This window comes from Deinococcus sp. Arct2-2 (genome assembly GCF_004801315.1).
Taxonomy (GTDB): Bacteria; Deinococcota; Deinococci; order Deinococcales; family Deinococcaceae; genus Deinococcus.
Map to the genome: position 1 here is coordinate 1 of NZ_SSNW01000043.1, position 19839 is coordinate 19839.

The following is a 19839-nucleotide window of genomic DNA, read 5'->3' on the forward strand; positions in this document are numbered from 1 at the left end:
CACACCCTCTTCCACTGGTGGCCTCTATCAACCAACTAATCGGAGTCCGTATCAGACCAACGGCAACCCAGATACCTCGGGGCTAGGCTTCGGCGTGTCGCTCCATCCCAACACCTTGAAACTGCTCTCCAGCTGGCGAAGCCCCCAGTTGATCTTTGTCACGTCAATGGGCGACCTGTTTCACCCGGACGTGCCAGTGGAATTCATCCAGGACGTCTTCAGGGTCATGAACGACACGCCCAGGCACACCTATCAGTTGCTGACCAAACGCCCTGGCCGAACCTGGAAGCTCATGGATCAACTGGACTGGCCGACCAACCTCTTGTTTGGCACTTCGGTCGAGGACGAGCGGGTCGCGTTGCGCATTGACCAGCTGCGGGCCAGTCCGGCACCGCTCAAGTGCGTGTCATGCGAACCCCTGCTGGGGCCGCTTGACCACCTGAACGTGGCCAACATCGTCTGGGTGATCGTCGCTGGAGAATCTGGCCATGAACACCGCCCGATGCAGCTCCAGTGGGCCACCAGCATCCGGGATCAGTGTGTCGCCGCCCGCGTTCCGTTCTACTTCGAGGAGTGGGGTGGCACGACACGGGGTTCGGTTGGCCGTGAGCTGGAAGGCCGACTCTGGAATGAGACGCTGGTCATGGGCTCTCAGGCCGCTCGCGGACATCTGTATGCTGAGCCTTTGCCCCTCAGCGCCGAGTTGTGTGCATCCTGAGCGCCTCCGTCATATTCCTGTGGAGGTCGTTATGATTGTCGTCACGCCCACTGGCCCCCTGGGCCGACCGATTATCGACCTGCTCCTGGCTCGTAGCGCGCTGCTCCGAGCGCTCGTGCCCGATCCAGAACACATTGACCCTAAGACCGCCCAACGCGCCGAGGTAATCCAGGGTTCACCCGATGACCTTGACGCCCTCAAGACCGCGCTCCAGGGAGCGGACAGCGTGTTCTGGCTGCCGTCCGCAGCCTCCCAGGCGGATGCAGACGCTGCCCAAGCGGCCCGAAGGGCTTTCGGCTCTCAGGGTGTGCAGCGCGTGGTCACGGTCAACCACGGCACCGGTTCACCGTCTGGGATGGACGACCTGAACGGGGATATGAACGTCCACGCCCGTTGCCTCTGCGTGCCTCTCGTGGTGGCGGAATTGCTGGAGCAGATCGAATCTCTCACTGTCCAGGGCCTGTTCCGACTGCCTCAAGCCGCCGACCACCTGCTGCCCATCCTTGCAGCGGTGGATGTGAACCGCGTGGCGGTCGACCTGCTGCTTGACACCGGCTGGACAGGGCGACAGAGTGTACTGCTGGTCGGTGTCGACGCGCTGACCCCCGATCACATGTCGGAGGTGCTGGAACGTCCAGTTCACTTCGAGCCCATCAGCGCCGGGGAGCGTCGAGAGACCACGCTGCCGCAGGACGGGGCTGATGCTGAGGTGCAGGGCCACGGCGTCGCCCGGTCGCCCGCCCTACTCACCCGCTTCCGCGAGTGGTGTGAGGCGATCCTCCGACTGGCCTCTCTAGTGCACTGCGCTGAGGAGGTTCGCTGGGGCACCGTGCAGATGGGCGCTGCAGATCCGGTACTTGCCAGTATGATCGACATGCGCCCGAACTATGAAGTCGATGCCTGGCGGCGCGAGAGGTCACCGACATCGCCGCCGCCTGGAGACCGTACGGCAGCCTGGGCGTCAACGTGTTGTTCGCGGCGGTGGAACTGGATGGTTAATCTGACGTCTAGCGCCCTGGCCACCGGCCTGAGGTCACGACCATGAACGAGATCGCGCTGGTCTTCGGTCTGATGGCGGCGGTGGCTGCCCTGGCGACTGCCGCCAGCCGCCTCCGCATCCCCTACCCGGTTCTGCTTGTGCTCGGTGGGTTGGCGCTCGCATTCGTGCCGGGTCTGCCGCGCGTAGCGCTCAAACCAGATGTCATCTTTCTGTTGTTCCTGCCTCCGCTCCTGTTCGCCGGGGCGTATGGAGCCTCGTGGCGGGATCTGCGGGACAATGCGCGGGCGATCGGCATGCTCGCCATCGGGCTGGTGCTGGTCACCACCGTAGCCGTGGCCGTCGTGGCGCACCTGGTCGCCGGCCTGCCGTGGGCAGCAGCCTTCGTGCTCGGCGCGGTCGTTTCCCCCACTGACGCTATCGCTGCGACCACCATCGCGCAACGGCTCGGCGTGCCCAGCCGGATCGTAACCGTCCTGGAGGGGGAAAGTTTGGTCAACGACGCCACGGGCATCGTAGCTTACCGGATCGCGGTAGGCGTGGCGGCTGGCACGGTGGCCTTTTCCCCGCTGGCTGCTGGGGTACAGGTACTCGTCGGGGCCGTGGGCGGCCTCCTGGTGGGTGTGGTGTCTGGCTGGCTGACCATCCGGGTGCTGAGGGCACTGGACGACGCCCCGGTCGAGGCCGTGGTGACCCTGTTGGCTCCCTTCCTGGCCTACGTGACGGCAGAGCAGGGGCCGGGCTTCGTGTGGCACGGTTTCCTGGGCCTTCCGGGCGAGCCATACTTTTCCGGCGTTCTGGCGGCCGTCGTGGCGGGCCTGTACGTGGGCCGGAATATCCCGCTGGCGATGTCAAGCGCCTCCCGGCTCAAGCTCAACGCTCTATGGGACGTGCTGACCTTCGTGCTCAACGGCCTTGCCTTCATCCTGATCGGGCTTCAGTTACCAGCCATCACGGCGGGGCTCGGCAGGTACACCCCGGCTAACCTCATGCTCTCTGCCACTGTGGTCTGCCTGACCGTGCTGTTGATCCGCGTACTCTGGGTCATCCTGGCCTCGTACGTACCGCACGCGTTGTTCCGTGGCCCACGTGACCTCGACCCCTATCCGCCCCTGCGCAACGTTGCTGTGGTCTCCTGGGCCGGGATGCGCGGGGTGGTGTCGCTCGCTGCCGCGCTCGCTCTGCCGCTGACCACCGGGGCCGGCGAGACTTTCCCCGGTCGTGACCTGATTCTCTTCCTGACCTTCAGCGTCATCCTGGCCACGCTGGTTGTTCAGGGCCTTAGTCTGCCGCTCATCATCCGCCGGCTGGGCCTTACGGCCGACGGTTTGGCTGAACGCGAGGAACTATCCGCGAGGGTGGAAGCGGCCCAGGCCGCCCTGACCCGGCTCGGGGAACTGGAATCAGAGGTGTGGGTGCGGGCTGAGACCGCCGGTCGGGTGCGCGAGATGTACAACAATCGCCGCACCCGCTTTCTGGCCCAGTCGCAGACCCCTGGCCCGGAGGCCGACGACGAGGGGCGAGCTTGGACAGTGCGTGCCCTGGACTACCAGCGCTTGATCGGCGAACTGGTGCAGGCTCAGCGCGCCGCTCTGCTGCGAATGAGGGATGACAACCACATCTCGGACGAGGCCTTTCGCCGCGTCCAGCGCGACCTGGATCTGGAGGAGGCGCAGTTGGGCGGCTGAAAATTGGTACGGAAGGAACAGCAGCTGTCATCCCCATTCTCTATTTTAGGAGACTCAGCAGCTAGATATGAGCATCATCAGCCCCACCAAGCGGTATCCCCCGGCCATCGTTCGTATCAAAACCTTAGGTGGTGTTGAGTGCTTCTTAGCCTGAGTATCTGCAACCACATGTCCATGTCATCTCTGTAAGCACTGTGCTGTGAACGGCTCGATACGTTCAGATACGCCCGGTCGCCATCAAGGAGAGGGGCCTTGTACCGCCCCTCCGTGCGAAAGGGTGTTGGCTAAGGCGAAAGGAAGAAGAGAGGGTTGTGTTGCCTTAACCGGGTTGGGTTAGGCTGACTGTCCGTGAACGACGCCAAGCCGTAACGCCACCGATTTCCGATGATCATCATCCAGCACGCGGTTTGGCTGTACCACCGCTTTTCCCTCAGCTATTGAGACGTTCAAGAATTGTTTCACCAGCGGGGTATTGAGGTTAGCCACAAGACGGTGCGTGAATGGTGCATCAAATTTGGATCCCTCTTTGCTCAGGAACTGCGTCACCGGGAAACCCGCCGGGTTTCCCGGTGGCATCTGGACCAGGTCTGGACCACAGTGGACGGAGTGAGACACTGGCTTTGGAGGGCCATTGACGAGCACGATTTCGTACTCGTCATCATGCTTCAACGGCACCGCGATACTGACGCCGCGAAAACCTTACTGACCACTCTCTTGAGCGAATACCATGTCCCAGAGGCCATTCACACCGACCAATTTCGGAGCTATGGTGCTGCAATCCGGGAGCTTTCAAGCCTGATTCAGGTTGACCACCAGGAGGTGGTCTCCGCTGCACGCTGTAACAATCTGATTGAACACTCTCACCGATTAATAAGGCGTCAGGAACGACAACAACAGGGATTCAAGGGGAAGGAACGCACGCAGGAGTTTCTGAACCTGCGGGCGAACCCTTGAACCTCCACCAGCGTTTCCGCCCAGACCAGACGAAAGAATCAACGACAAGCATTCCAGCCTTGGTCAACGGTCGCGGCAGGGGTTGCCTGAATCTCAGGCAACCCCTGCCCTCAGCCTGCCATCACGCCAATTAAGGCAACACAACCCGCTGCACTCCAGCAGAAACTAGACAAAATGACCTTCGCGGAACTGGGCGGCGTCATGCGACTGGCCAGCAATAGCTGCTGTTCGCCATTGCTTGTTGACAATGAATACCTCTTCTGACGTCTGGCACATCGAAGAAGGCATCTCTCATCGCAGATGGCACAGATCCGCATCTTCGCTAGGTCAAGCCCATTAGGATCCGTGCTGCCTGTTCAGCCACCCTGCGCCGATTGATTAAGCGATCGACGGACCACGTTTCGCTCGCATAATGGGGCACCTGTAGGTGCCAGCTACGCGCCGACAGCCGTGGTGATCACGTGTTCAAGCTTATCGCGGGTCTGCATGAGTTCGCTAATCTGGGTGTTGATGCGGTCGCGCTCCTGGGTCAGGCGGGCCGCGACCAGCGGGGTATATTGCTCGACAGGTGCCTCGATGCACGGCAGCAATTCGAGGATGGTTTTGCTGGACAACCCAGCCGCATACAGCCGCTGGATCAGGACGACCCGCTCGGTGGCGCCCATTCCGTACAGGCGCTGTCCGCTCTCGCTACGCGTACTGTGCAGCAGCCCCTGCTCTTCGTAATAGCGCAGCGACCGCACGCTGACGCCCGATTGCTCGGCCACTTTCCCTATTCGCATGATCAACCTCCGGTGGTCAGTGGCCCTTGCCTCTGACGTTAGTGTCAGGGTATAGAGTAGCATCTGTGGCAGAGCCTGTCGAGCCAAGCGGCCCAACCCAGGCGTCCGCCTGCCCAGAGGAGTATCCATGACCACCCTGTTTGACCGCCTTCCCCTAGGATCCCTTACCCTTCCCAACCGGATCGTGATGGCCCCGATGACCCGTGCCCGCGCCACCGCCGATGGTCTGCCGACTGCAGCCGTCGCTCACTACTACGCCCAGCGGGCCAGCGCTGGCCTGATCGTCTCCGAGGGCAACTGGCCCAACCCGCAGGGCCAGTCCAACCCCAACACGCCGGGTCTATACCGGGACGACCAGGTGGCTGCTTGGCGCCCGGTCACCGCCGCCGTTCACGCCAATGGAGGGCGCATCTTCGCGCAGCTTCAGCATGCGGGCCGAGTGGGACACCCGAACATTTCCGGCCACACCCCGGTTGCGCCGTCGCCGGTCGCCCTCAGCGCACAGCTCTACACCAGCGCCGGGATGGTGCCCGCACCGGTGCCCCGCGAGCTGAGCACGGCGGAAGTTGCGGGCGAAGTGCAGGGCTACGCCGAAGCCGCCCGCCGCGCCATCGACGCAGGCTTTGACGGGGTGGAGCTGCATGGAGCGAACGGCTACCTGATCCAGCAGTTCCTGTCCTCCAACGTCAATCTCCGCACCGACCGCTACGGCGGGTCAGTGGCCGGACGCATCCGCTTCGCCGTCGAGGTGGTTCAGGCGGTGGCGGCGGCCATCGGCGCGGATCGGCTCGGCCTGCGGCTCTCGCCGGGCGCGCACATTTGGGAGATCGAGGAGGAGCATGTCTCCGAGCTGTACACCGCCCTCCTGAGCGAACTCGCGCCGCTGGGACTGGCCTACGTCCACCTGACCGCCACAGCGAACGACGACCTGCTGCTGACCCTGCGCCGGGTCTGGCCAGGCACCTTGATCGTGAATCCGTCGAACCTGATGGATCCGGGGGCCACCGCCACGGACCGGGCCACCGGCGACCACTGGCTGGCCCAGGGGGCCGACCTGATCGCCTTTGGCCGGGCTTACCTTGCCAACCCTGATCTTGTCGAACGGCTGCGGGCCAACCTGCCACTGACCCCAGCGGACTCGGAGACCTACTACGCGGGCGGCGACCAGGGCTATCTCAATTACACCAGCCACCAGCACTGATCCCCTCACTGACCTGATTTCATTTTGTGTTCGGAATCGGGTTCGACCAACTGGAGAGCTGTTCCCGTGTCTGTCCGTCGCCTGCGGGCTGTCACCAGATGCCCGGGGCATGCCCACCGTGCCCTGCGGTTCGCGGCCCGGTTCCGCTCTCACTCTGATGACCGCCCGCAAGCACACAGCGTTCACTCGACTGCACTCCGCTCATGACGAGCCGAGCTCTCCCGTCCACCAAGCTCTCCCGTTCATCTGTAAGGAGAACCCAGCATAAGTTCCATTGTTCCACTGACCGACCAAAACGCCCCCGGCTCACTGCGCCGCCTGCTCACGGCCGTCGTCCTCTCCATCGCCCTTGTGTCATCTGCCGTCGCCACCTCACCCTTGCCCCGGACAATCCGGCTGCCCAATAACGCCGTTGCGGGCGACCTGGGGTTCCAGCCCGAAGGGATTGCGGTGAGGGGCAACACGGCCTACGTCGGCTCCTTCGCGGACGGCAGAGTCGTGAGCATCGACCTGCCTTCGGGTCAGGTCAGACCGCTGGTCGAGCCCGACGGCGAGTCCGCGCTGGGGGTCGAGGTCGCCGGTTCGCTGCTGCTGGTCGCGGGCGCCTCGTCTGGCGAGCTGAGAATCTACGACCGCCAGACCGGCAAGCGGGTGGCGGTGTACGACGTCACGGACGCGGGGCTGATCAACGACATCACGGTCGCCGCAGGAACGGCCTATTTCACCGACTCGCAGCGGGCCGTCCTCTACGCCCTGCCGCTGCATGGCCGCACCACCGGCACACCGCGTGAGATCCCCCTCAGCGGCGACTTCCGCCTGGCGAAACCGGGTGAGGGCGTCTTCAACGCCAACGGGATCGTCACGCTCGACGCCAACACCCTCATCGTCGCGCAGACCAACGATCCTGACGGCGTGGGCAGCGTGCTGTACCGGGTGGACGTGCCCAGCGGGAAGACCACCCGGATCAAGATCGAGGGTACGGATGTGGTTGGGGCCGACGGTCTCCTCCTGCGCGGCCACACCCTCTGGGTGGTGCAGCACAACGTCAACAGCATCGCCGAACTCCGGCTCTCGGCGGACGGCAGCACGGCCCAGCACATCCGGACGATCACTGACGACCATTTCGTCATCCCCACCACCGCCGATCTTGGCCCCGGCGGCAACCTGTACGTCGTCAGCTCGCACTTCTTCACCAAGCCGAGCGATGATGTCCCGTACGAGGTGGTTCGCACGCGCCCTTGATCTGCCGCTCAGCTGGAGCCGTTCTCCGAATGGAGCGGTCGGGAGACCTTATTTCTCGACCGCTCCATTCTTCGTCCTGCTGGGTAGCACTCTCTCGGGTTGTGTGTGGCCTTCATAGGGGTGATGGCAGGCTGAGAGCAGGGGTGGCCTAAGATTCAGGCCACCCCTGACGCGGCCGTTGACCACATCTGGAATGCTTGTCTTTGATTCTTTCGTCTGGTCGTGGCGGAAACGCTGGTGCGGGAATGATGGTGGAGGTTCAGAGGTTTGCGCGTGCAGGCTCAGAAATTCCTGCGCACGTTTCCTCCGTTTGAATCCCTGTTGATGTCACTCCTGGCACCGTGTAGGACGGTGGGAGTGTTCAATCAAGTTGTTGCAGCGGGCTGTGGAGATCACCTGCCGGTGATTGACATCGACGAGGCTCGGAATCTCCCGGATCGCAGCTCTATAACTCCGCACCTGACCCGGTATGAATGATCTCTGGGACATCGTATTCACCCAAGAGGCGAGTCAGGAAGGTTTGTGCGGCCTCAGTATCACGTTGCCGCTCGAGCATGATGTCGAGCACGGAGCCGTACTCGTCTACCGCTCTCCAGAGCCAGTGGCAAACACCATCTACGCTGGTACAGACCTCAATCAAGGACCACCGAGAACCCCGCCGGGGTTCTCGGTGGCGCAGTTCTTCTCCGAAGAGGGGTCCGAACTGGATCTATCACCCGCGGAGGGTTTCGTGGCTGACCTGTTGGGCCGCGCTGGTGGAGCGATTCCTGCACGTCACGGTCACTGAGGGGAAAGTGGTGATACAGCCAAACGGCATGCTGGCTGACCGTCACCCTGAATCGGTGGCAGTAGGGCTGAGGGTTGGTCACAGCGGATCAGCCTACCCTAACCCAGTTAAGGCCACATAACCGCAACGAGTGCTGAAGCCGGTGGATTCGCAGAAGATGAAGTTGCCGGCAGCGATTAAGTACAGCCGGGCGCGAAGAAAACGGATGCGGAAGAGGTCAAGGAGCCGGCGGAGCGTGAGTTCGAGTACCGCTCGCTGATCTTATTTCGTGGGTGGGGCTTGGTGCGGGCGGAGTTTCAATTGCCCGGACGGCGACGGCATGCGTTGGCGCTCCAAGGCGCAGAGATAGAAGAGAACGCAGCGGATTAAAGCAAACCAAAGGCGTGGCCGGGGGGAGACCCCCGACCTTGTTCGTTTGATCTGTAGAGGAAGCCCTATGGCAAAGGAGCAAGTGTATGGATGCAGCAGAACTGCTACTGGAGCGGGCGGTCTTGGCAGGACGATTGATACGGGTGGAAGCCCGGCAAGTGGTGGGGCGGGAGGCGGAAGGGATTCTCACGACTCTGGTGGACGCGGGGCGACTGCTCCACGTGCCAGGGAGTGGGGCGTCTCGGGCGGGATAGTACGTGCCAGTGCAGCACGGGCAGGTACTGAGTGGGGAAGTCTTAGACCGGGCGGCGATGGTGTTTGCGGGGCAGCGGGGAACGCTGGTGGCCTTTGTTGCGGGGGCAGGGGAGAGCGAGGGGTGGCTCCGTGGGCGCCACGTATGTCTTCCACGTTGATAAAGTTATTAGAGGAGTAACGATGGTACAGCAATGTAGTATCCCCGCGTCATCCCTGCTTCCACCATCTTGCTCAGCCAACGCTGAGGCTAAAGCTGAGAACAGCCCAACTTCCACTGCAAAGGCGAGCTTGCAACGCTATACCTGAACCACGCTGAAGGGCAACCTCACCAAGGATCCTCTGCGACCCGCTGGTGAATATGACTGCTCTGTCGGCTGCGAACGACACTCAGACTGGCCAGAGCTGATCAGGAATAAAGGCTACCCATTCAGAACATATCCGACTGCACTCACACCGAATGCCAACTCATCGGCTTCGAATTAAGCTCCGAACAGGTCAAAACAACAGCCACATTGGGCTTAATACGGCGATGATGGGGCTGGTCACTCAATCAATTTCTAGGATTTGACCGACTAACCCTCAATTTGGCGAGTTTGCGTTGTTCTTGGTTATTTCTTTTTTCGGTTCTTTTTGCGGCTGGCCTTGGCCATGTTCCGCCGCATCTTGGCGTGTGCCTTGCTGGCGGCAGCCGTGCGTTCTCCACGAAGAGGAATCGGGATGCCTCGCCCCTGAGCGAGCTCAGCGTTATAGGTCTGCATCCAGGCATGGATGCCCGCCTCGGTGGTCAAGTCGAAGCCGCGCTCCAGACCGAGCATCATCATCCTTTTGGCAGGCCCAAAATGTTCGGGGTTGTCAAGTTCCTGAGTCAGCAACTCGACCGCCTCACCGTCGAGAAACTCGAGGATCTCGGGTGCCAGAGGCAGAGCGTACTCGCGGCTGAGGAAGCGCCAGAAGGCCTGAAGTTCAGCGACAATGTCCGGGGCACTGTCAGCTGTGGTAGAGACTTGACGCGGGAAGATGTCGAGGAGGACGTGGTCAAAGTCAGCCACAGTCATCTGCGGGGGTGTAGCGCCACCGTGCGTAGCGGCGTACGTGAGGAAGACATCAGTCCAAGTACTTGGGGCGTCGTTTCCTTCGAAATAAGCTTGCCCTTCGGGCGAGGTGTGGAATTGTGTGATGAGGGCCTGTTGGTAGGCGAGGCGGGCGTCATCGTCCAGCTCGCCGCGAGCGTTGAAGATGTGTTGGTGAACGTCGAATGGCACGCTTTACCTTACTGCGAGTCGGGCTGCGCCTTCCCACCTATCAGTCCCTCGTTGTCGTGAATGTCTATTCCACTGGTGCAAGATTTAACGACATTTCGCTGACCACTTCATCCGAAGCGTACGCGGTGCAACTGTAGGCCCCTAGAGCGGTCAGCGGCGTGACTTCAAAGCGGGCTGATTCTCCCGCCCAGCAAAAATCCATGGCCGTCATCGTGGCGGCCTCAACCCGGTAAGGAGTGCCGTGCAGCCGTCCAGCGACCAAGCCCAGCTGACCCATCAGCACCGCCACCGGCATCGCTGGGTAGTGTTCAAAATGACCGGCACAGGCCTCTTCCGGCACCTTGTCGAGGGTCAACACCTCTGTCTGACCGGCGCTGCTGAATTGGCCCGTCGGGGGATCGGGCATCCGATCCCCTGCCAGCGCAGTAAAACCCGTCGAATACTTGGATCGGAACAGGCGCTTGAACGATGAGTCACCCAAGATGGTGTAGGTGACTCGCAGGAAAGCGAGGTCTGCTCCGCCCGCTGTGACGGTAATTTCTGCTGTGGCGTGCCGCTTGTTCTGCTCGACAACTCGAGCCTCGAAGCTGACTGTGGCGCCGTAGGGTGTGGGGTTGGCGTAGCCGGTGTAGACCGCATCCCGCGCGAGGTAGTAGCGGCGGTCGTCGTCGTTGAACGCCAAAGCGGCGGCGCACAGCCCACAGATCGCAGCATGACGGCTGATCTCGCAGGCCTGCATCGCGCCTGCTTCGTTGGACATGTGCCGTTGAGCGACAGCGGTGGCGCGAAAGAGGTCACCTTCTAGACGCAGGGTGTCTAAAGCGAAATAGGGGGGCCGGACGCAGATGCGTTGCAGGAGTTGGGTGACGTCCACCTCAGTGAATGGGGCGGGTGAGAACCGGTGGGTCTGGTCGAGCATGTGCCTCCTGCTCCGGTACGGAGTAGAGGAAGACTACACGAAGAGCTTCATGAAGTCCATCATTTCTTCATCTTCATCACTTGTAAGAGTTGTGTTAGTTCAGGGGACTCTGCATGGCCCTAGGCGCAAACAGGGCGGGCGCCACAAACGCCTCCAGCGCCGCGTCTTCGGCCAACGGCCGTGACAGGTAATAGCCTTGCCCGAGATCACATCCCAAGTCGCGCAGCATGTCCAGCTGTTTACGGGTCTCAATGCCTTCAGCCACGACCTGTAGATCCAGGGTATCGGCAATCCCGATCACCGCTTCAATCAGTGCCAGCGCAAATTGAGGTGCGCGCCTCGGGGTACTCAGGTCACGAATAAAGGACTGGTCGATCTTGATGCAGTTGATGGGCAGATCCCGGAGATAGGCCAGGGAAGAGTAGCCGGTGCCGAAGTCATCAATAGCAATCTTCACCCCGAGCGCCTGCAACTCGCGCAGGTAGGCCTTCACCATGTCAATCCGGCGCATGACGGCACCTTCTGTGAGTTCAATCTCCAGAGAGGAGGCGGGGAGGTCAGCCTCCTGCAGCGCTTCCCGGACGACATCAACGAAATTGGCCTGAGCGAATTGCAGGGGGGAGACATTGACAGACACGATTATAGGCAACCCCGTAATGTCATTCCAGCGTCGGGCTTGGTGACAGGCCGCGCGCAGAGCCCAAGTGCCCAGCGGGATGATCTGTCCGTTGTTCTCCGCAATAGGAATAAATTCCGTCGCGGAAATGGAACCCAGGGTGGGGTGTGTCCAACGCAGCAGGGTCTCCAGCTTCCGCACCACGCCGTCTTGTAGGGAACAGATCGGCTGGTACATCACGGAGAGCTCCCCGTTGGTCATGGCCTGAGTTAGCGCCCGCTCGACCTGTTTCAGGCGTTCGATGGCCGAATCCGTAGCTTTCTCATACCTGCGGACGCCGTTCTTGCCGTAGCTCTTCACGGTGTACATGGCGGCGTCCGCGTGCTGAATGAGCTCCTGGGTATCGCTGGCATCCTCCGGGTACAGGCTGATGCCGATACTGGCGGTGAGGGACACGATGTGTCCTTCTGCCAAGATCGGATGAGACAAAGAGCTCAGCAGTGCCTTGGCTGTGGTCTGTGCGTCTGTTGGCTCGGTGAAAGCGAGCACGATGAACTCATCGCCGCTCAACCGAGCGGCAAAGAGATGGGGGTCACTGGGGTGTTGCAGACGTCGCGCCGCTTCTTGTAGGGCCAGGTCACCGACGATGTGGCCTAGGGTGTCATTGATAAGCTTGAAGCCGTCGAGATCAATAAACAGCAGCGCGAAGGGACGCTGCTCTGCAGTCGCGCTTTTGATCACCTCATCCAGCCGCTGGCGGTTCGGGAGGCCCGTGAGCAGATCGGTTCCCAGCAGTTGCCGCATGGTGTCGTATTCCGACGCGGAGCGGACATATTTTTCCTTGAACCCGATGAACCGGTTCGTCACACTGAACAGCACCACATTGGCAAGGTTGAGTTCGAGGAGGGCATACACGATCCCCTGGGATGTCCCATCAAACGCTGCTTTGATCAAGTATACCAGGGTGACAAGGGAAAAAAGCGCGAAAAAGATGATGGAGGCATTCCGGGCACTGCGCAGGTGAGGAATAAAGAACGAGAGCACCTGCAGTGCGGGAATCCAGAAAAAGGTTTCGGTCATCTCCAGCTGGACGTGCTGGGTCTGGGGCATCAAGAACAAAATGAAGACGAGCTTGCCCAGAAACAAGGCGCTCATAGCGAAGACCAAGCCGGTCACAGTAGTGTTGATGAGTATTGGTCGCCGCCAGAGCGCGACCGAAAAGCCAAGCAGGAGCATCAACGCCAGCGGGTAGCTGATCTGGTCGTAGAGGGTGCCCTGGCCACTCGGTACATCGAACAAGAGGCCAATCAGGAAGGCCAGGGCTGCAGCTGGAAATGCGAACAGCAGTGGCCGACGCCATTCGATCTCCGGTGCCGACTTCTGATCTACTTGAGTTGTGGGCGGCAACATACCTGGAGTGGAGTATAACCTCACCGCTCTCTCAAAAACCTTTCACAGAGTTTTCAACGATTTTGTCAAGTCAATCCAAGATCATATGAAAAATAAGTCCTTGATTCGAAAGTTATCTATAGGTTGGCTAGAGATCCATTTGAAACACGCGTAGTTTTACACCTATTTATAGATATCGTGTACAGTCTTTTCTCCAAAATTATAAAACGAGATGAGTCAGTCCACATTCACTTCGATAGAACCCAGGCAGCACATGCTGTCGAAGAGAGCAACAACAGTGAGTAAACCTCCTTCCCATATAAAATTGAAGCGCTGGAGAGTGGTCTTTTCAGTATCAAGAAGGAGACAGACGGGAGATCCCCCCGCGTTTGCGGTGGCTGAGGGTTCGTATCTGAATTAGCCCAATGAGAGGGCTGCCTCGGTATGCGCGGCTTGCTTGCCGTCCTCCAATTCCACAATGTACCGGGGGTCTTCCGGAGTGGCCCGGTAGTGGAAGCCGTTCACCTCGCCGTCCTCATGGGCCACGCGCACGATTTTGCCGTGCGCTTCGCCGCCGTGGCTGTGCCACTTCACCTGGTCTCCGATGTGGAATGCCATGCTTGCCTCCTATGGCGGTACAGTGTCGAGTGATAGACGGGAAGCTTGTCGGTTCGTATCAGACGTTCTTGGGGGCACAGAGCCCCCGCGTGCATGTTGAGGTTAGAGGCTGCTTTTGAGGGTGGTGGCGACTTTGAAGGTGACTTTCTTCCCGGCGGGAATCTGAATTTTATCGCTGGTGCCGGGGCGTACGCCAGTGCGGGCGGCCGTGTTTTTGACGCTCAGGGTGCCTAGACCAGGCAGGCCAACCGTTTTCCCAGCCTTCAAGGCCTCCACGATCAGGTCAAGCAGGCCGCTGAAGACGTCGTCGCTCTGCTTCTTGGTCAAGTTGGTTTGGTCTGCCATCAAGTCAACAAGTTGGGTCTTGCCAAGCTTGGTGCTCTGTGCGATCTCGGCCTGAGGGGCAGGTGCCGCTTTAGCAGTAGGCTTTTTTGCTGGGGTTTTCGCTGTTTTCTTCGTCATGGTGCGAGTGTGCCGCCTGGAACGGTGAAAAGCAAGGACTATTGCGGCTTTGTGGAGATGAGTCAACATACGGGTGTGAGTGGGGGAGAGGAGGGCGACGGGGGAGGGTGGAATGGTGTTAATGGAGAGGACTTATTTGTGGAGTAACAAAGCGGTGTGGTCGATGCTGCAGTTTGCAGTGTCAGTGCCATCTCGTGATCCTTGACACTATTTACGCTATGCTTCTGCCTCGGCCTGAGCACGCCACATCTCAACGTGAGAACGGGAAAGGGATCAAGCATCCACTTTATTACTCAAATAACACTTACCCTCTTCTCCATCTCCTGAGCTTGTATTGAACAGCGCTCCATTCTCTCCACTCCTCCCCCTCTGCCGCCTCCAGTTGGCCAGCCGGGCCTAAAGCTGCAGCGGAGGCCCCAGTGCTGGTGTGGCTTCCAACGCTATACCGTGAGTCCACCAAAATCCGGGGGCTAGAGGTCAAGTAAGCGGACGGCTTGCTGGTAGGCAGCGTCCACGGCATCCAACGACAGATGCTGGTAGATTTCTAAACTCTTCTTGCTGGCATGGCCACTGAGCAGTTGGATCTGGGCATCTGACAACTTCTGGCCCGTCAGAAAGGTCAGCATCTGGTGGCGGAAGAGATGGGGATGCACTGCGGCGCTCAGCCCGGCGGCTTCTCGGTAGCGCTGCACGATCTGCTGTACCCGGCGGACTGTATACGGTCCGCACCGCTGCGTCTCGAACAGATGAACCTGCTGTGGATAGGCCGCGAGGTGTGCCCGAAGGACAAGACCGAACGTCTGCGGAAACAGGATGTAACGATCCTTACTCCCCTTGCCTTGGTCGACGAAGATCTTGCACTTGGCGAGGTCTAGGTCGGCCACTTTGATGTTCACCAACTCACCGACCCGAACCGCTGTGAAGAACAGCAGTTTAAGCATGATCTCATGCTCGACGCGGCCCCCTCACGCACAGCTCGGAAGAAGCGTCCGAGTTCCTCGGACGTGAGCAGATGGGGTAGTCGCTGCTCCCGCTTGGGTTTGTGGAGTTCTAATTTCTTTCGGGCTTGCCGGCAGATGGAGCTGAATTCCTCGTAGCTCAGGTGCTCTTTGCGAGCCAGTCGAACAAGCTGCGCGACCACTTGAGATTTCGCCTTCTCGGATGACGGCATGCAATCCCTCGCTTTTGGTGGAGATCAGATCCATGTGCAGGGCGCTATGGGGGTGAATCATTGCGTCTTTCTGCCCTTTGGCGAACTCCTGACCGGAACGCCCATAGGGTACGCTGGTCTATGGCAGCCGAGGTGGTGATCTATCAGCTCAACATCGTCCTGCGCGAGGTCGAGCCGACCGTCTGGCGGCGGGTGCTGGTCAGGAGTGACACCAGCATCGCCCTGCTGCATCAGGTGGTGCAAGTAGCCCTGGGCTGGGAGGATGTTCACCTCCACAAGTTCCGGATTCACGGGCGCGACTACGGTACTTCCTACGAGGGCGGAATCATGTTCAGCACGAATCCGCAGCAGGTTCGGCTCGACGGATTCAAGCTGCGCGCCGGGGAGCGCTTCCGATACGAATATGACTTCGGGGATTTCTGGGAGCACGATCTGCGCCTAGAACGCGTTCTCCCGCTTGATCCAAAGAAGAAGTATCCGGTCTGCGTCGCCGGTCAACATTCGTGTCCACCCGAGGACTGCGGTGGCCCCGAGGGCCACCGGCAGGGAGTGGAAGAGCTTCTTTCATGGGAGGCGATGGACGACCTGCGGCTGCTCAGTGAAGCGGTTCTCCGTGTGGTGGATGGACAGGACGCGAGCGTTCTACGCGAAGACGAAGACGTTCTGGACGCCTTCGAGCGCTGCCGGAATCGGCAGCGCTTCGCCCCGAACCAGTTTAACCGTGCCGCCGTGAATCGGCAGCTTCGAGAGGTGGAACATGCAGATCAGAGTGCAAGTGACGTTGGTTGAGGGCGACCAGGAAGAGGTTCACGAGCTGGGCGAGTTTGAACGGGGAGCTCTGAGCTTCGAGACGCTCGGACTCACCTTGGAAGAAGGGAAAACCTTGCTGGGCCGTTTACAGGCCGTGCTGATCGAAGAGCAGGTCAGCCGTCAGCTCGAAAACGTCCGTCCATGTCCGGAATGTGGCGTCCAGCGGCGCGTCAAAGGCCACCATCATGTCCTGCTGCACACGGTGTACGGCGATGTTCCAGTGAACAGTCCACGCTGGTGGCGCTGCGCGTGTGCGACCCAAAGCGGCACCTTCAGTCCCTTGTCCAGTCTCATGCCAGAACACACCACACCAGAACTCTTGTTTCTGCAGACGAAATGGGCGTCGATGGTGTCCTACGGGGCCACCGTCAATTTGCTGGAAGACGTCTTGCCCATGGGCAAGACCTTGAATGCTGAGACCGTTCGGAAGCATGTGCACCGGGTGGCTCAGCGAGCCGAAGAAGCCCTGGGCGAGGAGAAAACGTTCTTCGTCGACGGTTGTCAGCAGGAGTGGGATGCACTCCCCATGCCAAACGGCCCACTGACAGTTGGCATTGAAGGCGGCTTCGTTCGGGCCAAGGGGAAGGGCTGGTTCGAAGTCATTGCCGGGAAGAGCATCCTGGCGTTTGGGCGCGATCAACTTGAGGATCAGCCCAGCAGCAAAACATTTGCCTTCGTCACGACCCATGACCAGAAGCCGGGCCGACGGCTGTTCGAGGTGCTGCGCTCGCAAGGTCTACAGCAAAACCAGACCGTGACGTTCATGTCCGACGGGGGCGACAACGTCCGGAATCTTCAGCTGTACCTCAGTCCGAATGCCGAACACGTGCTGGATTGGTTTCACGTGACCATGCGATTGACGGTGCTCGGTCAGATGGCTAAGGGCCTTCCCAAGGACATTGAGGCACTGAAGGACGTTCCTGAGCGGTTAGAGCGGGCTAAACATCACCTCTGGCACGGTCATGTGGGCCAAGGCTGTCAGGAACTTGGCGACCTAGAAACGGATCTGTCCAGCGTGCTGGACAGATCCCGAGCGGAGCTCGTTTGCCTCCGGAAGATGGAGAAGTACGTGGTGGAGATGATTGGCTACATTGGCAACAACAAAGCGTACATGGTGAACTACGGTGAGCGGTACCGGGCTGGCGAGCGTATTTCGACGGGCTTCGTCGAGTCCACGGTCAATCAGGTGATCAGCAAGCGGTTCGTCAAGAAGCAGTCGATGAACTGGACACCGCGGGGAGCTTATCTCCTGCTTCAGATCAGAACACGGGTACTCAACAATGAACTTGAAGACCTGTTTCGCCAGTGGTACCCGGCCTTCAGAACAGCGGTCTAGCCCCTGGATTTTGGTGGCCTCTGTTCAGTCGGGTGACCCTCCAGGGGGGCGCCGATCCGGCACCTCCCGCACATCGCAAGAAATCACACGTCAGCGCTGTCAACGCTCTGGAAGGCGGCCGGGTGCTCAGATTTCGCTCTCCCTCATAAAATCTGTCTGTATGTCCAGAATGAGGTGAGGAGAGAGCGTCGCCCTCTTTCTGTCTGCGGAAATCGCCTTGGCCTGAATTGCGCGTTCTCTTCCTCAACGGCGCTCCATCACCGCTCTTCGCTTGATCCCAGGCTGCCCCAGGGCCCAATCCAGAACAGACCTGCGCGGGTGGTGGTGAGAGGCCAAAGTTCTGCTGGAGGACGCCATGATCATTCTTGGACTTGATCCCCACCCAACGACCCATACCGCCGTTGCTCTCGATTCTCGGGGCGTCGTTCTTGACAGCCTCAACGTCAAGAACGACGCCGACGGTCTCCACCAGTTGTGGCTGTGGTCTGTGCAGTTCGAAGACCACTGCTGGGCCATTGAAGGCGCAGGCAACCGGTATGTGGCTCCCCTGCTGGCCCTGCTGTTCGCCAGGAATCAGGTGGTGTATCACATTCATCCCAGCCTGACCAGTCAGTACCGTGCACGGCGGGGGAAGAAAAAGAACGACCTGGTCGATGCCGAGAACGTCGCTCGAGTCCTGCTGGCCAATCCAGAACTTCCGCCCTACCAGCTCAGCACGCAACGCACCCGCTTGCAAGAGTTGTCCCGCACACGGGACAAACTCGCCCAGCAGCGCAAGGCCAATCAGATGATGCTCGAAGCGCTCCCAGACACGACGACCGCCTCGTTGAGCACGGCCCTTCAGGCCGTGCTGACCTCTCTCGAAGCAGCGTTGAAAGAGCTGGAACACGCCATGGCCACCCTGGTCGCTCAGGTCGCCCCCACCCTGTTAACGGTGCAGGGGATCGGCGTGGTGCTGGCCGGTACCGTACTGGCCGAAATGGGTGACATCCAGCGGTTTGAGACCGTCCATCACTTTGCGAGTGATTGCGGCGCGGCACCAGTCGAGCGGGGAAGTGGGAAAAATACGCGCTGGTGCGTGAACGTCGGTGGCAACCGACAGCTCAACAGGGTGCTCCATCTGATGGCTTTGACGCGCCTGCGCTGTGACGAACGGACCAAAACATTCGTGGCCAAGAAGGAACAAGAGGGAAAAACGAAACGAGCGGCACTTCGAGCACTCAAGACCCACCTGGCTCGCGAGTTGTACCGAACATTGCAGGCCAGCCATGTTGGCGGCCCCATCCCAGCCCCCTCTAAGGATCTTTTCCCCCGCCGACTTGACATACCAGGTTCAGGCCGTCAGGCTCTCTCCCTCTAAACTGCAAGATGTGAGTCTGGTCTGCTCCTGTGGTTCCAAATCCAATGACCAAACGTCGATGCGACCCTCAGCAGAGCCATGGGCAGAGCTTCACCGTGCTAGCGTCCCCCCGCACTGCCCAGCAGCCCCAAGACCAGAATGGCATCAGCACCCGATGCAGCGGTGGACAACTGTATAGGGTAGCGCCGCGAACCCGTAAGCCACGCATTGAGAAAGATTTTCGGCCCTCCGGCCACTGGCCCTCCGGCCACTCCACCCGCTGCCACCCAAGGATAGGCCAGTTGCTTCTTGAACTGACTCTCCAACTTTGCCCGCACCTGATCGTCGATCACATTGGGAATCATGAAACATATGCGCTCAAATGAACCCACAACATTTTGAGGTGGACAATCAATCATTCGCGCTTCCTCAAATGTGGCTATGGCCGTAAATAAACTTGGATTTTCAACATAGGATGCCGAGGCCAGAGAATTATTTTGCCCGCCAGAAATAAAAGGCGCTGCTAGCACAAGAGAGATTAGCAATTTTTTCATCTAATTTATCCTTTTTATTTAAACCTCACCCTGTAACGGGTGGGGGCTGACTAACAAAACAACCAGAGGAAGATTCGGTAATGCCGCCATCAGACCAAAAGGTTGTTGTGATGATCCTGTAGCCAGAATAGAAGATGCCGTTTGTTACAACACCACAATCATACACTGTTTTTGTGCCTCTTCCTGTAGGTACAGGCATAGGGCCAGGAATATAGTTGACGACCACCACATGATTATCCTTATACACAGCAATTTCATTGTTGCTCGCCGATGCCGTTATTCCAAAAAGAATGAGCATTGCAGCAGCAGCAATGAGTCTGTTGATATTCCCCAAAAATTTGATTTGCATTTACGTTATCCTTGAATATGG

The 19839-nt window shown here is 59.7% G+C and carries 18 protein-coding genes and 2 pseudogenes; 10 read left to right on the forward strand and 10 right to left on the reverse strand.

The window, feature by feature from the left end:
* The 4 genes and pseudogenes from E7T06_RS15975 to E7T06_RS15990 form a co-directional block, all read left to right on the forward strand.
* Positions 1-718, forward strand: a 718-nt coding sequence (locus tag E7T06_RS15975) for a DUF5131 family protein (protein WP_136366772.1), incomplete at its 5' end; no start/stop codon positions are given.
* A 31-nt stretch (positions 719-749) separates the two neighbouring features.
* Positions 750-1763, forward strand: coding sequence for an NAD(P)H-binding protein (locus tag E7T06_RS15980; protein ID WP_168733587.1), 1014 nt, complete (start codon positions 750-752; stop codon positions 1761-1763).
* On the forward strand, positions 1760-3403 hold the full coding sequence (locus tag E7T06_RS15985) for a Na+/H+ antiporter (RefSeq protein WP_136366774.1): 1644 nt from the start codon (positions 1760-1762) through the stop codon (positions 3401-3403). Before E7T06_RS15980 ends, E7T06_RS15985 begins: the two co-directional genes overlap by 4 nt.
* Before the next feature lie 384 nt (positions 3404-3787).
* Positions 3788-4447, forward strand: a pseudogene (locus E7T06_RS15990) (IS6 family transposase).
* Between the two features lie 344 nt (positions 4448-4791).
* Here E7T06_RS15990 and E7T06_RS15995 read toward each other — a convergent pair.
* A complete protein-coding gene (locus E7T06_RS15995; RefSeq protein ID WP_136366775.1) occupies positions 4792-5139 on the reverse strand; it encodes a MerR family transcriptional regulator in 348 nt (115 codons plus the stop codon).
* Between the two features lie 127 nt (positions 5140-5266).
* On the opposite strand from E7T06_RS15995, the gene E7T06_RS16000 reads away from it, so the two are divergent.
* Positions 5267-6340: an alkene reductase gene (locus E7T06_RS16000; protein WP_136366776.1), complete on the forward strand. Its 1074-nt coding sequence runs from the start codon at positions 5267-5269 to the stop codon at positions 6338-6340.
* A gap of 498 nt (positions 6341-6838) precedes the next feature.
* A complete protein-coding gene (locus tag E7T06_RS16005) occupies positions 6839-7582 on the forward strand; it encodes a superoxide dismutase (protein WP_136366777.1) in 744 nt (247 codons plus the stop codon).
* Between the two features lie 155 nt (positions 7583-7737).
* On the opposite strand, the pseudogene E7T06_RS16010 reads toward E7T06_RS16005, so the two are convergent.
* Positions 7738-8451: pseudogene (locus E7T06_RS16010) on the reverse strand (IS6 family transposase).
* 373 nt (positions 8452-8824) lie between these two features.
* Between E7T06_RS16010 and E7T06_RS21305 the strand changes: the two are divergent.
* Entirely contained in the window at positions 8825-8992 is a 168-nt protein-coding gene (locus E7T06_RS21305) for a hypothetical protein (protein WP_168733588.1), read from the forward strand.
* Between the two features lie 609 nt (positions 8993-9601).
* Here E7T06_RS21305 and E7T06_RS16015 read toward each other — a convergent pair.
* The 6 genes from E7T06_RS16015 to E7T06_RS16040 form a co-directional block, all read right to left on the reverse strand.
* Positions 9602-10255 carry a hypothetical protein gene (locus E7T06_RS16015; protein ID WP_136366778.1) on the reverse strand — a complete coding sequence of 218 codons (654 nt, stop codon included), beginning with the start codon at positions 10253-10255 and terminating at the stop codon, positions 9602-9604.
* 64 nt (positions 10256-10319) lie between these two features.
* Positions 10320-11174, reverse strand: coding sequence for a hypothetical protein (locus E7T06_RS16020; protein WP_136366779.1), 855 nt, complete (start codon positions 11172-11174; stop codon positions 10320-10322).
* A gap of 94 nt (positions 11175-11268) precedes the next feature.
* Entirely contained in the window at positions 11269-13200 is a 1932-nt protein-coding gene (locus E7T06_RS16025; RefSeq protein WP_136366780.1) for a bifunctional diguanylate cyclase/phosphodiesterase, read from the reverse strand.
* A gap of 396 nt (positions 13201-13596) precedes the next feature.
* Positions 13597-13797, reverse strand: coding sequence for a DUF2945 domain-containing protein (locus tag E7T06_RS16030; protein ID WP_136366781.1), 201 nt, complete (start codon positions 13795-13797; stop codon positions 13597-13599).
* A gap of 102 nt (positions 13798-13899) precedes the next feature.
* A complete protein-coding gene (locus E7T06_RS16035; protein WP_136366782.1) occupies positions 13900-14259 on the reverse strand; it encodes an HU family DNA-binding protein in 360 nt (119 codons plus the stop codon).
* 470 nt (positions 14260-14729) lie between these two features.
* Positions 14730-15200, reverse strand: coding sequence for a site-specific integrase (locus tag E7T06_RS16040; protein ID WP_136366783.1), 471 nt, complete (start codon positions 15198-15200; stop codon positions 14730-14732).
* A gap of 350 nt (positions 15201-15550) precedes the next feature.
* Here E7T06_RS16040 and E7T06_RS16045 point away from each other — a divergent pair, with 350 nt between their 5' ends.
* The 3 genes from E7T06_RS16045 (at position 15551) to E7T06_RS16055 (ending at position 18936) form a co-directional block, all read left to right on the forward strand.
* Positions 15551-16219 carry a plasmid pRiA4b ORF-3 family protein gene (locus E7T06_RS16045; protein WP_136366784.1) on the forward strand — a complete coding sequence of 223 codons (669 nt, stop codon included), beginning with the start codon at positions 15551-15553 and terminating at the stop codon, positions 16217-16219.
* Positions 16188-17576 carry an ISKra4 family transposase gene (locus E7T06_RS16050; RefSeq protein WP_136366785.1) on the forward strand — a complete coding sequence of 463 codons (1389 nt, stop codon included), beginning with the start codon at positions 16188-16190 and terminating at the stop codon, positions 17574-17576. Before E7T06_RS16045 ends, E7T06_RS16050 begins: the two co-directional genes overlap by 32 nt.
* A 355-nt stretch (positions 17577-17931) precedes the next feature.
* Positions 17932-18936, forward strand: a complete 1005-nt coding sequence (locus E7T06_RS16055; RefSeq protein WP_240741111.1) for an IS110 family transposase — start codon at positions 17932-17934, stop codon at positions 18934-18936.
* Between the two features lie 98 nt (positions 18937-19034).
* Here the strand turns inward: E7T06_RS16055 and E7T06_RS16060 are convergent, their stop codons facing one another.
* Positions 19035-19469, reverse strand: a complete 435-nt coding sequence (locus E7T06_RS16060) for a hypothetical protein (RefSeq protein ID WP_136366786.1) — start codon at positions 19467-19469, stop codon at positions 19035-19037.
* A gap of 25 nt (positions 19470-19494) precedes the next feature.
* On the reverse strand, positions 19495-19818 hold the full coding sequence (locus E7T06_RS16065; RefSeq protein WP_136366787.1) for a hypothetical protein: 324 nt from the start codon (positions 19816-19818) through the stop codon (positions 19495-19497).
* Between the last annotated feature and the right edge of the window lie 21 nt (positions 19819-19839).

What these genes read in the sequence shown, in the direction of transcription:
- E7T06_RS15980 (WP_168733587.1), top strand. Translation starts at nt 750, where the DNA reads ATGATTGTCGTCACGCCCACTGGCCCCCTGGGCCGACCGATTATCGAC.
- E7T06_RS16000 (WP_136366776.1), top strand. Translation starts at nt 5,267, where the DNA reads ATGACCACCCTGTTTGACCGCCTTCCCCTAGGATCCCTTACCCTTCCC.
- E7T06_RS16035 (WP_136366782.1), bottom strand. Translation starts at nt 14,259, where the DNA reads ATGACGAAGAAAACAGCGAAAACCCCAGCAAAAAAGCCTACTGCTAAA.
- E7T06_RS16045 (WP_136366784.1), top strand. Translation starts at nt 15,551, where the DNA reads ATGGCAGCCGAGGTGGTGATCTATCAGCTCAACATCGTCCTGCGCGAG.
- E7T06_RS16030 (WP_136366781.1), bottom strand. Translation starts at nt 13,797, where the DNA reads ATGGCATTCCACATCGGAGACCAGGTGAAGTGGCACAGCCACGGCGGC.
- E7T06_RS16055 (WP_240741111.1), top strand. Translation starts at nt 17,932, where the DNA reads ATGATCATTCTTGGACTTGATCCCCACCCAACGACCCATACCGCCGTT.
- E7T06_RS16050 (WP_136366785.1), top strand. Translation starts at nt 16,188, where the DNA reads ATGCAGATCAGAGTGCAAGTGACGTTGGTTGAGGGCGACCAGGAAGAG.
- E7T06_RS16020 (WP_136366779.1), bottom strand. Translation starts at nt 11,174, where the DNA reads ATGCTCGACCAGACCCACCGGTTCTCACCCGCCCCATTCACTGAGGTG.
- E7T06_RS16060 (WP_136366786.1), bottom strand. Translation starts at nt 19,469, where the DNA reads ATGAAAAAATTGCTAATCTCTCTTGTGCTAGCAGCGCCTTTTATTTCT.
- E7T06_RS16025 (WP_136366780.1), bottom strand. Translation starts at nt 13,200, where the DNA reads ATGTTGCCGCCCACAACTCAAGTAGATCAGAAGTCGGCACCGGAGATC.
- E7T06_RS16065 (WP_136366787.1), bottom strand. Translation starts at nt 19,818, where the DNA reads ATGCAAATCAAATTTTTGGGGAATATCAACAGACTCATTGCTGCTGCT.
- E7T06_RS21305 (WP_168733588.1), top strand. Translation starts at nt 8,825, where the DNA reads ATGGATGCAGCAGAACTGCTACTGGAGCGGGCGGTCTTGGCAGGACGA.
- E7T06_RS15995 (WP_136366775.1), bottom strand. Translation starts at nt 5,139, where the DNA reads ATGCGAATAGGGAAAGTGGCCGAGCAATCGGGCGTCAGCGTGCGGTCG.
- E7T06_RS16040 (WP_136366783.1), bottom strand. Translation starts at nt 15,200, where the DNA reads ATGCTTAAACTGCTGTTCTTCACAGCGGTTCGGGTCGGTGAGTTGGTG.
- E7T06_RS15985 (WP_136366774.1), top strand. Translation starts at nt 1,760, where the DNA reads ATGAACGAGATCGCGCTGGTCTTCGGTCTGATGGCGGCGGTGGCTGCC.